This window comes from Pseudomonas sp. BIGb0558, from assembly GCF_024807515.1.
GTDB classification, from domain to species: Bacteria; Pseudomonadota; Gammaproteobacteria; order Pseudomonadales; family Pseudomonadaceae; genus Aquipseudomonas; species Aquipseudomonas yamanorum_A.
The window spans coordinates 14,152-29,468 of record NZ_JANUEW010000037.1; the positions used below are offsets into that span (position 1 = coordinate 14,152).

Sequence of the window (15,317 nt, forward strand, 5' to 3'; positions counted from 1 at the left end):
CCGAGGCGATGCCATCGCAGGCAAGCCAGCTCCCACATTTTTGACCGTGCCCGCTGTAGCTTTTGATTTTGATGTTGCCTTTGCTTCACCACACTCAAGCCGGCCTGTAGGCCGCTGTGTCAAAAGTGAGCCGCTGTAAGAGCGGAACCCATATCAGCCATCACCCAAAAAACGGATATACACCCAAACCCCAGCCATAAAAAAAGGCGCAACCCTCACAGGTCGCACCTTCTTCACAAGCCAAAGACCTGTCAGCTACCCAACGCCTTGGAAGCCAACCAGAACAACCCGGCCGAAAGGCCCACAGTCGCCGGCAAGGTCAACACCCAAGCCATCAGAATGGTCTTGACGGTGCCGCCCTGCAGCCCGCTCTTGTTAGCCACCATGGTCCCCGCCACACCCGAAGACAACACATGGGTCGTAGAAACCGGCAGGCTGAAGATGTTAGCCAAGCCAATCATGCTGGCCGTGGTGATCTGCGCCGACATGCCCTGGGCATAGGTCATGCCCTGCTTGCCGATCTTCTCGCCAATGGTCAACACCACACGCTTCCAGCCCACCATGGTGCCCAGGCCCAAGGCCAACGCTACCGCCAGGATCACCCAGAACGGCGCGTACTCCGTGGTAGCGGTCAGGTCCTTGCGCAACTTGTCCAGGTCCGACTTCTCACGCGCATCCAGGCCAGGCAACTTGCCAACCTTCTTCGCGGTGTCATCCAGGCACAACAGATAACGGCGCACTTCAATCCGATGCTCGGCGGTCAACGAATGGTAGTCAGAGACACCTTTCAATGTACCCAGCAGGGCGTTGATGGTCGGCTCAGTCTGCTGCGGATTGCACTGGAACTTGCCCGGCAGATCGTTTTGCACACTCTTGCCCAGGGCAAGGAACTCACCGAGGGTTTCATGATTGCGCTGGTAGAACTGATTCAAGTGCAGGGTGGCGTCGCGGGTACGCTCGATCTGGTAAGTGGTGCTGCCCAGGTCCAGTACAAACTGTGCCGGCACAATACCAATCAACACCAGCATGATCAGGCCGATACCTTTCTGCCCGTCGTTGGAGCCGTGCACGAAGCTCACGGCCATGGCCGAAATCACCAGTACCAGGCGGTTCCAGAACGGCGGGTGCTTCTTGTCGTCGAGCTTACGGCGCTGGTCCGGCGTCTTGTGCATCTTCGACAGCGGGCGCCACCATTTCAGGCCCAGCAGCACCAGGGCTGCCACCACGAAACCGGCCATCGGCGAGAACACCAGCGAGGCGCCGATATCGATCGCTTTCTGCCAGTTCACGCCGTCAGCCAGCGGGATGTCGTTGATCAGGGCGTTGGCCAGGCCGACACCAAGGATCGAACCGATCAGGGTGTGGGAGCTGGACGCCGGGATCCCGAAGTACCAAGTGCCGAGGTTCCAGGTGATCGCCGCTGCCAATAATGAGAAGACCATGGCCAGGCCGTGGCCGGTGTTCACATTGATCAGCAACTCCACCGGCAGCAAGTGCACGATGGCATAGGCAACACCGACACCGCCGAGCAACACGCCGAGGAAGTTGAACACCCCGGAGAAGAACACGGCCAGATGCGGAGGCATGGCTTTGGTATAGATGACTGTGGCAACCGCGTTAGCGGTGTCATGAAAGCCATTGATGAACTCGAAGGCGAGGACAAAGGCCAGGGCGAGCAACAGGCTCACGAGAACCCAAGCATCCAGTCCGCTGAATAAATCGATCATGAAGGTTTTCTGACCCGGTCGTAAGGGGGCGCGATTATGCCAGAAAACATCGGTAATCAATGCACTAGCTGCTCATCGGTAACATTCTTCAACGAAAAAAAATGGGGGCGAGGCGCGCATCCCGCTGTTTTCGTGGCTTTGGCAAGTGTTTGATTTATAAAGAAGATTTGTGAAATATTTGGGTTTAAGCACCGGGAAGGCATATCTGAAACAATTGTATGAAATTTCGCTAAGACGGCCAAAAGGGGCTTCCCTCCACCAGCGCAGTACTGGCAGAGAGATGGCACTTGTGACTGCTCAACCCGAATCGCTTATGGCTCTTCGGCTTTGAGGTCCTGTTCAATCTTTTGGATTTCCTGGGCAAAGGCCTGATCGAGCAGACTGGCTCGTTTGCGCCATGGCTTGCGTTCAGGTTCTGGCTGGGCGGCGTAGGTGGTGACTTCCCCGCCGTAAACATCCTTGTAACGTTGTTCCTGGCGCTCAAGTTCCGCGCGCAGTTCGTCTTTCGTCACATTGTTACCTAATTGAGTTGAGTTTGATTCCGGTGAAGCGCGATGCCAGGAAGGACAAAACATTTCCTTATTCCGCGCGGCCACGATACCGGAGAAGAACAGCTGTCGTAGCAACAGTTTTCTTTTTCTCAGCCACAAGCAGTTGGCAGGCATTTGAAATGAGTGTCAGGTACTTGCGGCGCAGCTTGCACAAAGCCAGTGCATGGCTGGGTGAGGTTCGTCCTCGGGGGCTAGACGAGGCTGGCCTCTACACAGGATGCATTATAGCGATGCGTTTGAATAACACTATCATCATCAAGTTAAAAATCGTCAACTTTGTGTGAGGGTTTTGTTACGTGCGCATGTGGGGTACTTGCTGAACTATTGGCGCCATAAATTGTGCGGTGTTTTACAGGCGGTAAATAAACCTTAAGTTCTTTCGTACATCAGTCGATTTTGAAAACAGGTCAAGTGGCGCGCCGATTTGGGCCCGGCACCGGCCGGCAGTGTCAAATTGCGATAATCGAATGATCGTCCGATAATCGCACAATGTTGGCTGCCCTGCCTTGTGTACCCATTGCATGGCGGCTTGTAATAGCGGTTACCCTCCCGCAGCGGTTAAAAACAAGAGAAAGGACCCCACATGAACGATCAATTGCGCAACTCCTTCGCATCAGTGGCGCCGCCGATCGTTGCTTCACCGGCCAAGCGCATCCAGGCGTTTACCGGTGATCCGGACTTCATGACTTCCCTGGCACGTGGCCTGGCCGTGGTGCAAGCGTTCCAGGAGCGCAAGCGCCACCTCACCATCGCCCAGATCAGCCATCGCACCGAAATTCCCCGCGCTGCCGTACGCCGTTGCCTGCATACCTTGATCAAACTCGGCTACGCCACCACCGACGGGCGTACCTACTCGCTGCTGCCCAAGGTGCTGACCCTCGGCCACGCGTATCTGTCGTCCACGCCCCTGGCGGTATCGGCCCAGCCCTATCTGGACCGCATGAGCGAGCAACTTCACGAAGCCTGCAACATGGCGACCCTGGAGGGCGACGACATCCTCTACATCGCCCGCTCGGCCACCACCCAGCGCCTGATTTCCGTCGACCTGTCGGTGGGCGGGCGCCTGCCGGCCTATTGCACCTCCATGGGCCGCATCCTGCTGGCGGCACTCGATGACGCCTCGCTGCAGGACTACCTCGACCACGCCGACCTGCAAACCAAGACCAGCCGCACCCTCACCACCCCGCAAGCCTTGCTCGAATGCCTGCAGGAAGTGCGGCAACAGGGCTGGTGCATTGTCGACCAGGAACTGGAGCAGGGCCTGCGTTCCATCGCCGTGCCGGTGTACGACGCTTCCGGCCAGGTGCTGGCGGCGTTGAATGTCAGCACCCATGCCGGGCGGGTCAGCCGCAGTGAGCTGGAGCAGCGTTTCCTGCCGAGCATGCTCAGCGCCAGCCAGGAGTTGAGTGCCCAGCTGTTTGCCTAAGCTGTTCGGTGATCGCACAGATACCGGCCGGATGAATTGACGGTGTTTCCCCAGGCTTATTAATGTGCGGCAGCGCTTCATGGCGCCGCCCCAATAATAATGACGACCCAACGTCGTTCGCCCGCCCATCGGTGTGGAAATAAAAATAATGAATCAGCCTTCACCTGCTGTCGGTACGTGCCTGGACGTTCAGTCCTTCATCAACGCCCAACCGCTGTCGCGGTATCAGTGGCGGGTGGTGATCCTGTGTTTTCTCATTGTGTTCCTCGACGGCCTCGACACCGCCGCCATGGGCTTTATTGCCCCGGCGCTGTCCCAGGACTGGGGCATCGAGCGCGCCAGCCTCGGCCCGGTGATGAGTGCCGCGTTGATCGGCATGGTCTTCGGTGCCCTGGGGTCCGGCCCGTTGGCCGACCGCTTTGGGCGCAAGGTGGTGCTGGTAGGGGCAGTGCTGGTATTCGGTGCCTTCAGTCTCGCATCGGCCTACAGCAGCAACGTTGATCAATTGCTGATTCTGCGTTTCCTCACCGGCCTGGGCCTGGGTGCCGGGATGCCGAACGCCACGACGCTGCTTTCCGAATACACCCCGGAACGCCATAAATCCTTGCTGGTGACCAGCATGTTCTGCGGCTTCAACCTGGGCATGGCAGGCGGCGGGTTTATCTCGGCCAAGTTGATTCCGGCCTTCGGCTGGCACAGCTTGCTGATGATTGGCGGAATTTTGCCGTTGATCCTCGCCGTGGTGTTGCTGTTCTGGCTGCCGGAATCGGCGCGTTACCTGGTGGTGCGCAATCGCGGCACCGACAAGGTGCGCAAGACCCTCGCGCCCATTGACCCCGCCGTTGTCGCCCAGGCCTCAAGCTTCAGCGTGCCCGAGCAAAAAACCGTCAAGGCGCGCAACGTATTCGCGGTGATCTTCTCCGGCACCTACAGCGCCGGCACCTTGCTGCTGTGGCTGACTTACTTCATGGGCCTGGTGATTGTTTACCTGCTTACCAGTTGGCTACCGACCCTGATGCGCGACAGCGGCGCCAGCATGGAACAGGCCGCGTTTATCGGCGCCTTGTTCCAGTTTGGCGGCGTGTTGAGTGCGGTCGGTGTGGGCTGGGCGATGGACCGGTTCAATCCCCACAAAGTTATCGGCACCTTCTACCTGCTGGCCGGGGTATTTGCCTACGCGGTGGGGCAGAGCCTGGGCAATATCACGCTGCTGGCGACCCTGGTGCTGATCGCCGGGATGTGTGTCAACGGTGCGCAATCGGCGATGCCGTCGTTGGCCGCGCGTTTCTATCCGACCCAAGGCCGCGCCACCGGTGTCTCGTGGATGCTCGGCATCGGCCGTTTTGGCGCGATCCTCGGTGCCTGGATGGGCGCGACCTTGCTGGGCCTGGGCTGGAACTTCGAACAGGTGCTGACGGCCCTGGTGATTCCGGCGGCGTTGGCCACCACGGCGGTGGTGATCAAGGGCATGGTCAGCCATGCAGACGCGACGTAAAGCCGACCGATAGCAAGACAACAATCCGTTCGATAATCGAACACTCAGTCGATTATCGGATTGTTTGGCCCCGACCCCCGGCTTAATCTTCAAGCACTTCGGCGCTGCCTCCAGCGCCTTTTTCGATCCATACCGGGAGCCCAACCCCATGGCTGAAATCCTTTCCCTGGCCGAGGCCGTGAAGCAGTTCGTGAATGACGGTGACACCGTTGCACTCGAAGGCTTTACTCACTTGATTCCTACGGCGGCAGGTCATGAAATCATTCGTCAGGGCAAGAAAGACCTGACGCTGGTGCGCATGACGCCCGACCTGATCTACGACCAGTTGATCGGCGCCGGCTGTGCACGCAAGCTGATTTTCTCCTGGGGTGGCAACCCGGGTGTGGGTTCCCTGCATCGCTTGCGGGACGCGGTTGAAAAACAGTGGCCGCAACCGCTGGAGATCGAAGAGCACAGCCACGCCGACCTGGCCAATGCCTACGTCGCCGGTGCCTCCGGCCTGCCATTTGCGGTGCTGCGTGCCTACGCCGGTTCCGACCTGCCCAAGGTCAACCCGCTGATCAAGACCGTAACCTGCCCGTTCACTGGCGAAGTGCTGGCAGCGGTGCCGTCGGTGCGCCCGGACATCACTGTGATCCACGCGCAAAAGGCTGACCGCAAGGGCAACGTGCTGCTGTGGGGCATCCTCGGGGTGCAGAAGGAAGCGGCCCTGGCGGCCAAGCGCTGCATCGTGACCGTCGAAGAGATCGTCGACGACCTCAACGCGCCGATGAACGCCTGTGTATTACCGACCTGGGCCCTGACCGCCGTGTGCCACGTGCCAGGCGGCGCGCATCCGTCCTACGCCCACGGTTACACCGAGCGTGATAACCGTTTCTACCAGGCCTGGGACCCGATCGCCCGGGACCGTGAGACGTTTACCGCGTGGATCAACGAATACATCCACGGCACCGCCAACTTCAGTGAATTCCAGGCCAAGCTGGCCACCGCGCAGGAGGCCAAATAATGGCTTACTCCACCAACGAAATGATGACCGTCGCCGCCGCGCGCCGCCTGAAGAATGGTTCGGTGTGCTTCGTCGGCATCGGCCTGCCTTCCAAGGCCGCCAACCTGGCACGCCTGACGTCGTCGCCCGACGTGGTGCTGATCTACGAGTCCGGCCCGATTGGCGCCAAGCCGTCGGTACTGCCGCTGTCCATCGGTGACGGCGAGCTGGCGGAAACCGCTGACACCGTAGTGCCGACCGGTGAGATTTTTCGCTACTGGCTGCAGGGCGGGCGCATTGACGTCGGCTTCCTCGGTGCGGCCCAAGTCGACCGTTTCGGCAATATCAACACCACCGTGGTTGGTGATTATCACCAGCCCAAAGTGCGCCTGCCGGGTGCCGGTGGCGCACCGGAGATCGCCGGCTCCGCCAAGAGCGTGCTGATCATCCTCAAGCAGTCGGCCCGTTCGTTTGTCGACAAACTGGATTTCATTACCTCGGTTGGCCACGGCGAAGGCGGCGACTCGCGTAAACGCCTGGGTCTGCCAGGCGCCGGCCCTGTAGGGATTATTACCGACCTGTGCATCATGGAACCGGAGGAGGGCAGCCACGAGTTTGTCGTCACCGCCCTGCACCCCGGCGTGACCCGTGAGCAAGTAGTGGCCGCCACCGGTTGGGCGATCCGCTTCGCCGACCAGGTGACCACCAGCGCCGAGCCCTCCGAGATTGAGCTGACTGCCCTGCGCGACCTTGAAGCACGCACCGCTGCCGCCCACGGCCAAGCCCCCGGAGAAGCCTGATGCGCGACGTATTTATCTGTGACGCGATTCGTACCCCCATCGGCCGTTTTGGCGGTGGCTTGTCCACCGTGCGCGCCGATGACCTGGCGGCGCTGCCGATCAAGGCCCTGATGGAACGCAACCCGTCGGTGGACTGGAATGCGGTGGACGAAGTGTTCCTCGGCTGCGCCAACCAGGCCGGCGAAGACAACCGCAACGTCGCCCGCATGGCCGCGCTGCTGGCCGGCCTGCCGGAGAGCATTCCCGGCGTCACCCTGAACCGCCTGTGCGCTTCGGGCATGGACGCCATCGGCACGGCGTTCCGCGCCATCGCCAGCGGCGAGATGGAGCTGGCAATTGCCGGTGGCGTCGAGTCGATGTCCCGCGCGCCGTTCGTGATGGGCAAGGCGGATGCAGCGTTTTCGCGCAACATGAAGCTGGAAGACACCACCATCGGCTGGCGTTTCATCAACCCGTTGATGAAGGCCCAGTACGGCGTCGACCCGATGCCGCAGACCGCCGACAACGTGGCCGACGACTATCAGGTTTCCCGCGCCGACCAGGACGCCTTCGCCCTGCGCAGCCAGCAACGTACCGCCGTTGCACAGGCCGCCGGCTTCTTCGCTGAAGAGATCGTGCCGGTGCGGGTCGCCCACAAAAAAGGCGAAACCGTGGTCGAGCACGACGAGCACCCACGGGCCGATACCACCCTGGAGGCCCTGACCAAACTCAAGCCGGTCAACGGCCCCGACAAGACCGTCACCGCGGGCAACGCCTCGGGCGTCAACGACGGTGCCGCCGCGCTGATCCTGGCCTCCGCCGAAGCCGTCAAAAAACATGGCCTGACTGCCCGCGCTCGGGTGTTGGGCATGGCCAGCGCCGGTGTGGCGCCACGTGTAATGGGCATCGGCCCGGTGCCGGCGGTGCGCAAACTGGTGGAGCGCCTGGGCCTGGCGGTCACCGATTTTGATGTGATCGAACTCAACGAAGCCTTTGCCAGCCAGGGCCTGGCCGTACTGCGGGAACTGGGGATTGCCGACGACGCACCCCAGGTCAACCCGAACGGCGGCGCGATTGCCCTCGGCCATCCGCTGGGCATGAGCGGCGCGCGCCTGGTGCTGACCGCGTTGCATCAGCTGGAAAAAACCGGCGGCAGCAAAGGCCTGGCGACCATGTGTGTGGGGGTTGGCCAAGGTTTGGCCCTGGCGATCGAACGCGTTTGAGACCCACAAAAATAAAGAGGATTGCTCCATGAGTGACAAGCCCGGATACCGGCGCCCGCAAGCGGGTACTCAGCCTGATTACCTGCACCCGGCCTACCAGTCGACGAACCTGCGTTCGCCGTCCAAGCCGTTGGTGTTCCTGCCCCATTCCCTGTCGGAAATCACCGGCCCGACCATCGGTGCCGAGCGGATCAACGAGAAGGACAACGACCTGACCGCCCAGCACGAAGGCGAGCCCCTGGGCGAGCGCATCATCATTCACGGGCGTGTGCTGGATGAAAACGGCTTGCCCGTGCCCGGCATCCTCGTGGAAATCTGGCAGGCCAACGCTGCCGGCCGCTACAACCACAAACGCGACGTGCACGACGCGCCGCTGGACCCGAACTTCACCGGCACCGGCCGTACCGTCACCGACGCCGATGGCTGGTACCAGTTCCAGACCATCAAGCCCGGTGCCTACCCGTGGGGCAACCACCACAACGCCTGGCGCCCGGCGCATATCCACTTCTCGCTGTTCGGCCCGAGTGTGCTGACGCGGCTGGTGACGCAGATGTACTTCCCCGGCGACCCGCTGCTGGCCTACGACCCGATCTACAACTGCGTCCCGGATACGTCCGCCAAGGAACGCCTGATCGCCTCGTTCGATCTGGAAAAAACCATTCCGCACTATGCCCTCGGCTACCGCTGGGACATCGTCCTGCGCGGCCGCGACGCCACGCCGATGGAGAAATGAGATGAGCCTCAACGCGACTACTTCCCACACCGTCGGGCCGTATTACCACATCGGCCTGACCTGGCTGAACCGCGAAGACCTGACCGTTGCAGCAACCCTCGGTGAGCGTGTGGCGATCACCGGGCAGGTGGTGGATGGCAACGGCGATGTGGTCAACGACGCCATGCTGGAAGTCTGGCAGGCCAATGCAGCCGGCAAGTACGACCATCCCGAAGATGACCAGGACAAGGCGGTGGACCCGAACTTCGAAGGTTTTGGCCGGGTGCCGGTGGATGCCGAAGGGCGGTTTCGGTTTACCACCATCAAGCCGGGCAGCGTGCCGGGGTTGAAAGGCACGACCCAGGCGCCGCACCTGGTGGTGCTGGTGTTTGCCCGTGGATTGGTGAAGCACCTGCTGACGCGGATTTACTTTGACGGTGAGGCGCTGAATGGGGATGACGCGCTGCTGGCGTGTGTGCCCCAGGAGCGGCGGCGCACGTTGATCGCCAAGGCGGATGCGGCGGGTGTGTATCAGTGGAATGTGATTTTGCAGGGCACAGACGAAGAAACGGTGTTCTTCGATTATTGAGTTGGCGGGGGATTTATCGCAGGCAAGCCAGCTCCCACAGGGGAATGCATTCCAAATGTGGGAGCCGGGCTTGCCCGCGATGAGGCCAGCCCAGGCAACAAATATCCAAAAGTCTGCTTGCGGAACATGGTTGTTGCAAAGTATGTCTAGGCTATAACCGTTCCCACTGAGTGAAAAAACATGACAACAAAAACGAGCCACTACACCGGAGAAGAACGCAGCAAAAGGATTTTTGCGATTGTCGGTGCCTCATCCGGCAACCTCGTCGAATGGTTCGACTTCTACGTCTATGCCTTCTGCGCCATCTACTTCGCCCCGGCGTTTTTTCCGTCGGACGACCCCACCGTGCAACTGCTCAACACCGCTGGCGTGTTCGCTGCCGGCTTCCTGATGCGTCCCATCGGCGGCTGGCTGTTCGGCCGGGTGGCGGATAAACACGGTCGCAAGAATTCCATGATGATCTCGGTGCTGATGATGTGCGCCGGCTCCCTGGTGATCGCGTTTTTGCCCACCTACAAAGACATCGGCGCCTGGGCCCCGGCCTTGCTGCTGGTGGCCCGGTTGTTCCAGGGCCTGTCGGTCGGCGGCGAATACGGCACCACCGCCACCTACATGAGTGAAGTCGCCCTCAAGGGCCAGCGCGGGTTCTTCGCCTCGTTCCAGTACGTGACCCTGATCGGCGGGCAACTGCTGGCGGTGCTGGTGGTGGTGATCCTGCAACAGATCCTCACCGAAGAAGAACTGCGGGCCTGGGGCTGGCGGATTCCGTTCGTGATCGGCGCCATCGCGGCCGTGATCTCGCTGTTGCTGCGTCGCACCCTGAAAGAAACCACCAGCAAGGAAATGCGTGAAGACAAGGACGCCGGCAGCATTGCCGCGCTGTTCCGCGATCACAAGGCGGCGTTTATCACGGTGCTCGGCTACACCGCCGGCGGCTCGCTGATTTTCTACACCTTCACCACCTACATGCAGAAGTACCTGGTGAACACCGCCGGGATGCACGCCAAGACGGCCAGCTACATCATGACCGGCGCGCTGTTCTTCTACATGTGCATGCAGCCGGTGTTCGGCATGCTGGCAGACAAGATCGGCCGGCGTAATTCGATGCTGTGGTTCGGCGCCCTGGGCACCCTGTTCACCGTGCCGATCCTGCTGACCCTGAAAACCGTCAGCAGCCCGTTCCTGGCGTTTGTGCTGATCACCCTGGCCCTGGCCATCGTGAGCTTCTACACCTCCATCAGCGGGCTGGTGAAAGCCGAAATGTTCCCGCCACAAGTGCGTGCACTGGGCGTGGGCCTGGCGTATGCGGTGGCGAACGCGATCTTCGGTGGTTCGGCGGAGTACGTGGCCCTGGGCCTGAAGTCCCTGGGCATGGAGAACACCTTCTATTGGTACGTCACGGCGATGATGGCGGTGGCGTTCCTGTTCAGCTTGCGCCTGCCCAAAGAGGCGGCGTACTTGCACCACGATCTGTAACCGGCTGGCGCATGCCCGTTGCCGGGTATGCGCCACCTAGGGATGTTTTATGAGCATGCGCACGAGCAACCAACTGTTCGACGCCTATTTCACTGCCAACGGCATGGCCGAAGTGTTCTGCGACCAGGGGCGCTTGCAGGGCATGCTGGATTTCGAAGCGGCGCTGGCCCGGGCCGAGGCCCAGGTGGGGTTGATCCCGCACGCGGCCGTCGCACCCATTGCCCAGGCCTGCCTGGCTTCTCTCTACGACGTTGATGCCCTCGGCGAGGCGATTGCCACGGCAGGCAATTCGGCGATTCCGTTGGTCAAGGCCCTCGGCAAGTTGATCGCCAGCGAAGATGCCGGCGCCGAACGTTATGTGCATCTGGGCGCTACCAGCCAGGATGTGATGGACACCGGCCTGGTGCTGCAACTGCGCAGCGCGGTCGAATTGATCGAACATGACCTGGCGCGGCTCGGTGACATCCTCGCCGCCCAGGCTCAACGCTATGCCGCAACCCCGTTGGCTGGCCGGACCTGGTTGCAGCATGCAACGCCGGTCACGCTGGGCATGAAAATCGCCGGCTGGCTCGGTGCAGTCAGCCGCAGTCGGCAACGCCTCAGCGAACTCAAGCCGCGCTTGCTGGTGCTGCAATTTGGTGGTGCTTCCGGCACCCTGGCGGCCCTCGGCGAACAGGCGATGCCGGTGGCTCAAGCGCTGGCCGCCGAGTTGCAACTGGGCTTGCCGGAACAACCCTGGCATACCCAGCGCGACCGCCTGGTGGAGTTCGCCTCGGTGCTTGGCCTGATCGCCGGTAGCCTGGGCAAACTCGGCCGCGACATCAGCCTGCTGATGCAGACCGAAGCGGCGGAAGTGTTCGAACCGTCGGCACCCGGCAAAGGCGGCTCCTCGACCATGCCCCACAAACGCAACCCGGTGGGCGCCGCCGTGCTGATCAGCGCCGCCACCCGCGTGCCCGGCCTGGTGGCGACGATGTTCAGCGCCATGCCCCAGGAGCACGAGCGCAGCCTGGGCCTGTGGCACGCCGAATGGGAGACCTTGCCGGAAATCTGCCGGCTGGTCTCCGGTGCGTTGCATCAGGCGCTGCTGGTCAGCGAAGGCCTGGAAGTCGACCCCGGGCGCATGGGCCAAAACCTTGACCTGACCCAAGGCCTGGTGCTGGCCGAAGCGGTCAGCATCGTCCTCGCCCAACGCCTGGGCCGCGAAACTGCGCACCATCTGCTGGAACAATGCTGCAAACGCGCCGTCGCGCACGGGCGCCACCTGCGGGCGGTGCTGGGGGATGAGCCGCAAGTGACGGCCGAGCTCTCGGCCACCGAACTTGATCGCCTGCTGGACCCGGCGCACTACCTGGGCCAGGCGCAAACCTGGGTCACCCGGGCCGTGGCCGAACATTTTGCTTTGACTGCCTGAGGAGGCTGCTGTGGGATTTGTACAACTCGCCGATGGCGCACTGAACTACCAACTCGATGGCCCCGAAGACGCACCGGTGCTGGTGCTGTCCAACTCCCTGGGCACCGACCTGCACATGTGGGACATCCAGATCGAGGCGTTCACGAAGCACTTCCGGGTGCTGCGTTTCGACACTCGTGGCCACGGCAAGTCACTGGTGACAGAAGGCCCCTACAGCATCGAGCAGTTGGGCCATGACGTATTGGCGTTGCTGGATGCGTTGCAGATCGAACGCGCGCATTTTTGCGGGTTGTCCATGGGCGGCCTGATCGGCCAATGGCTGGGCATCAATGCCGGTGAGCGCCTGCGCCGGCTGGTGGTGTGCAACACCGCCGCGAAAATTGGCACGCCCGAGATCTGGAACCCGCGCATCGAGATGGTCCTGCGGGACGGCTCGGCTGCGATGGTGGCCCTGCGTGACGCCTCGATCGCACGTTGGTTTACCGCCGATTTCGCCGACGCCCATCCTGATCAAGCCAAGCTGATCACCGACATGCTGGCGGCGACCAATCCCCAAGGCTATGCCGCCAACTGCGCGGCGGTCCGCGACGCGGATTTGCGCGAGCAACTGGCATTGATCAAGGTGCCGACCCTGGTGATTGCCGGCACTGAAGATGCGGTCACACCGCCTTCCGGTGGGCACTTTATCCAGGAGCAGGTGAGGGGCGCCGAGTATGCCGAGTTCTACGCGGCGCACCTGTCCAACGTGCAAGCCGGTGTGGCGTTCAGCGACCGCGTACTGGAATTTCTGTTAGCCCGCTGAGTATCGCTAAACCCTGTGGCGAGGGAGCTTGCTCCCTCGCCACAGGTAGGTGCCTGTCGTCGATAGTTGCATGAGGAGCTTTTTGTGGACGAGAAACAACGTTATGCCGACGGGCTGCAAGTGCGCCGCGAAGTGCTGGGCGACGCCCATGTCGACCGCAGCCTCAATGCCCTGACCGAGTTCAACAGCGAGTTCCAGGAAATGATCACCCGCCACGCCTGGGGTGATATCTGGACCCGCCCGGGCCTGCCCCGGCATACCCGCAGCCTGATCACCATCGCCATGCTCATCGGCATGAACCGCAGTGAAGAACTGAAGCTGCACCTGCGGGCCGCCGCGAGTAACGGCGTGACCCGCGCCGAGATCAAGGAAGTGCTGATGCAGAGCGCGATCTACTGCGGGATTCCGGCGGCCAACGCGACGTTTCATCTGGCCGAGTCAGTGTGGGACGAACTCGGTGTGGAGTCGCGCGATTCGGCCTGAGTGAGCGGTGCCTGTTACGTGTAATGGCCGCGTAATGGGCGTCCCATTTCGTCCCTCAGGGCGTTTTCCGTAAAGGGCGTGGGATTGGTAGTCGTGGGCGCGGTCGCGCGGTGATTGTCGAAGTCAAACGGCTGCGTGGCGGTAGGCAAGCCTACCGCTTGTCGTTCAGCGTTGGGTTCACCTTCGGGGTTCTGCGGTATGGCGGTGTCGCCCTGCAGGAAGGTCCCGGTTGCACCGTTATAGGCATGGGCCATTTCGTGATAGAGGGCGTTGACCGGCGCGCTGTCCTCATCAAGCGAGAAGGAGGGGTTGTACTGTATTTCCCCGGCGGTGGCGACAGCGCCGCGCTGATGATCGGTGATATGGCCTTGGGCCGCGGGTGCCAGGGTTTCAAGGGGTTCACCTGCTGCCAGATGGCTGCGAACCGCGGCGTTATTGAAATAATAAACACCGTTATCGCCCGTGAATTCAGTGATGCGAACCGGGGCGTTGTTGCGCTGGGCCGTGGCGTCGGCAGCACCGAGCATTTTCTTGCCCTGCGGTGACATTCTCAGCAACTCCATATCGTCCTCTACCCGTTGTTTGAACTCGGTAGAACCTTCAATGATGTAGCCACTTTTACCCGCCTGATCGGGTTGTGTGTGAACGCGTGTGGAACCTGGCGTGCGGTGAATCTCGTCCGAAGTCTTGGCGTAGATGACGGTGTCGTCGTTATCGGACCTGACAATGTTCCGGTCGCGCCCGGTATAGATCGTGGCGGGGCCATGGGTCACGATCAGATTTTCACCTTTGCCTCCGTGTATGACTGCCGGGATGTCGGTGTCATTGCGGGTGACAATCATGAAGTCATGGCCATCACCGCCGTCCATGAACAGGCGGCGTTCCGGTGATCCTCGGCCGGCTTGCATACGGTCGTTGCCGTTGTTGCCTTTGAGAACGCTGTTACCGGAACCTGCGATCAGCAAATCATTGCCATCGTCGCCGAACGCGATGCCGTTGCCGCTGCCGAGTTTAAGGGTGTCGTTGCCCGCTCCGCCGTAGAGTCGGGTGTTGCCCGCGCCGGCCCTGGCGTAATCGTTGCCGTCACCCAATTCGATGCGGATATCGTTCGCAACCTGAGGGTCGATCAGAACGCAGTCGTCGCCGCCGTTTGTTCTGATGCGCAGGGGTTGAGTTTCACTGCCGTCAGGGGAGCGAAGCAGGTTCAGTTGGTAGGGTGTTTTGTTGATGAGAGCGATCAGGCTGTGGTCCGGGCCTTTTTTGATGATCACCTTGTCGGCTTGGTTGCCTGTCTCGATGACGAACTCGTTACCGGTAGAGCCCACAGGCTGTCCGTTTTTACTGACGTAGGTGATCTCCTGGTAGATCTTCACATTTTGGTCGTGTCGCAATACGTCGGTATTGACGTACTTTTTCTCGTTTTTATCCCACGGATTCTGGTCCGGGGTGAGCCTGGAGTCGGCAGAGAAATACAAGAAGTCCAGCGGCCTGTCGTGGCCAATATATCGCGACGATTTGCCGGTGATGACCACGGGGACTGGCGGTGAGGACGCCTTCGAATCTGTCGGTGCAGGTGATATCACCTGTGGGTTGAGTGCCGGCGAACCGAGAAGGGGAGACATATTCATGGGGTCTTATCTCTGTGTGGATATACC

At 61.2% G+C, this 15,317-nt stretch carries 14 protein-coding genes; 11 read left to right on the plus strand and 3 right to left on the minus strand.

Features of this window, described 5'->3' with window-relative positions:
- Window positions 1-251: 251 nt before the first annotated feature.
- Window positions 252-1,727 carry an inorganic phosphate transporter gene (locus M2400_RS27740; RefSeq protein ID WP_177048865.1) on the minus strand — a complete coding sequence of 492 codons (1,476 nt, stop codon included), beginning with the start codon at window positions 1,725-1,727 and terminating at the stop codon, window positions 252-254.
- A 311-nt stretch (window positions 1,728-2,038) separates the two neighbouring features.
- Window positions 2,039-2,239: a hypothetical protein gene (locus M2400_RS27745; RefSeq protein WP_003219834.1), complete on the minus strand. Its 201-nt coding sequence runs from the start codon at window positions 2,237-2,239 to the stop codon at window positions 2,039-2,041.
- 622 nt (window positions 2,240-2,861) lie between these two features.
- On the opposite strand from M2400_RS27745, the gene pcaR reads away from it, so the two are divergent.
- The 11 genes from pcaR (at window position 2,862) to pcaC (ending at window position 13,662) form a co-directional block, all read left to right on the plus strand.
- Window positions 2,862-3,704 carry a pca regulon transcriptional regulator PcaR gene (gene pcaR, locus M2400_RS27750; RefSeq protein ID WP_003219833.1) on the plus strand — a complete coding sequence of 281 codons (843 nt, stop codon included), beginning with the start codon at window positions 2,862-2,864 and terminating at the stop codon, window positions 3,702-3,704.
- Window positions 3,705-3,852: 148 nt separating this feature from the next.
- Window positions 3,853-5,199 (plus strand): MFS transporter, encoded by a 1,347-nt coding sequence (locus tag M2400_RS27755; protein WP_259200037.1) that lies wholly within the window; start codon window positions 3,853-3,855, stop codon window positions 5,197-5,199.
- Between the two features lie 148 nt (window positions 5,200-5,347).
- Complete coding sequence (locus tag M2400_RS27760) at window positions 5,348-6,205, plus strand: CoA transferase subunit A (protein WP_177048869.1); 858 nt, start codon at window positions 5,348-5,350, stop codon at window positions 6,203-6,205.
- Entirely contained in the window at window positions 6,202-6,984 is a 783-nt protein-coding gene (locus M2400_RS27765; protein WP_259200178.1) for a CoA-transferase subunit beta, read from the plus strand. The genes M2400_RS27760 and M2400_RS27765 overlap by 4 nt, the downstream gene beginning before the upstream one ends.
- Window positions 6,981-8,186 carry a 3-oxoadipyl-CoA thiolase gene (gene pcaF, locus M2400_RS27770; protein ID WP_177048902.1) on the plus strand — a complete coding sequence of 402 codons (1,206 nt, stop codon included), beginning with the start codon at window positions 6,981-6,983 and terminating at the stop codon, window positions 8,184-8,186. Before M2400_RS27765 ends, pcaF begins: the two co-directional genes overlap by 4 nt.
- A 28-nt stretch (window positions 8,187-8,214) precedes the next feature.
- A complete protein-coding gene (gene pcaH / locus M2400_RS27775; protein ID WP_259200043.1) occupies window positions 8,215-8,919 on the plus strand; it encodes a protocatechuate 3,4-dioxygenase subunit beta in 705 nt (234 codons plus the stop codon).
- 1 nt (window position 8,920) lies between these two features.
- Window positions 8,921-9,487, plus strand: coding sequence for a protocatechuate 3,4-dioxygenase subunit alpha (gene pcaG, locus M2400_RS27780; protein ID WP_177048873.1), 567 nt, complete (start codon window positions 8,921-8,923; stop codon window positions 9,485-9,487).
- A 180-nt stretch (window positions 9,488-9,667) separates the two neighbouring features.
- A complete protein-coding gene (locus tag M2400_RS27785) occupies window positions 9,668-10,963 on the plus strand; it encodes an MFS family transporter (RefSeq protein WP_010176673.1) in 1,296 nt (431 codons plus the stop codon).
- Between the two features lie 49 nt (window positions 10,964-11,012).
- Entirely contained in the window at window positions 11,013-12,377 is a 1,365-nt protein-coding gene (locus M2400_RS27790) for a 3-carboxy-cis,cis-muconate cycloisomerase (RefSeq protein WP_259200067.1), read from the plus strand.
- A 10-nt stretch (window positions 12,378-12,387) separates the two neighbouring features.
- Window positions 12,388-13,179: a 3-oxoadipate enol-lactonase gene (gene pcaD, locus M2400_RS27795; protein WP_177048879.1), complete on the plus strand. Its 792-nt coding sequence runs from the start codon at window positions 12,388-12,390 to the stop codon at window positions 13,177-13,179.
- Between the two features lie 84 nt (window positions 13,180-13,263).
- Entirely contained in the window at window positions 13,264-13,662 is a 399-nt protein-coding gene (pcaC, locus tag M2400_RS27800) for a 4-carboxymuconolactone decarboxylase (protein WP_177048881.1), read from the plus strand.
- 14 nt (window positions 13,663-13,676) lie between these two features.
- Here pcaC and M2400_RS27805 read toward each other — a convergent pair whose 3' ends face one another.
- On the minus strand, window positions 13,677-15,290 hold the full coding sequence (locus M2400_RS27805; protein WP_259200101.1) for a M91 family zinc metallopeptidase: 1,614 nt from the start codon (window positions 15,288-15,290) through the stop codon (window positions 13,677-13,679).
- Window positions 15,291-15,317: the final 27 nt, after the last annotated feature.

Coding starts and splice junctions, on each gene's coding strand:
- M2400_RS27740 (WP_177048865.1), bottom strand. CDS start 1,727: ATGATCGATTTATTCAGCGGACTGGATGCTTGGGTTCTCGTGAGCCTG.
- pcaR (WP_003219833.1), top strand. CDS start 2,862: ATGAACGATCAATTGCGCAACTCCTTCGCATCAGTGGCGCCGCCGATC.
- M2400_RS27755 (WP_259200037.1), top strand. CDS start 3,853: ATGAATCAGCCTTCACCTGCTGTCGGTACGTGCCTGGACGTTCAGTCC.
- M2400_RS27760 (WP_177048869.1), top strand. CDS start 5,348: ATGGCTGAAATCCTTTCCCTGGCCGAGGCCGTGAAGCAGTTCGTGAAT.
- pcaH (WP_259200043.1), top strand. CDS start 8,215: ATGAGTGACAAGCCCGGATACCGGCGCCCGCAAGCGGGTACTCAGCCT.
- pcaG (WP_177048873.1), top strand. CDS start 8,921: ATGAGCCTCAACGCGACTACTTCCCACACCGTCGGGCCGTATTACCAC.
- M2400_RS27785 (WP_010176673.1), top strand. CDS start 9,668: ATGACAACAAAAACGAGCCACTACACCGGAGAAGAACGCAGCAAAAGG.
- M2400_RS27790 (WP_259200067.1), top strand. CDS start 11,013: ATGAGCATGCGCACGAGCAACCAACTGTTCGACGCCTATTTCACTGCC.
- M2400_RS27805 (WP_259200101.1), bottom strand. CDS start 15,290: ATGAATATGTCTCCCCTTCTCGGTTCGCCGGCACTCAACCCACAGGTG.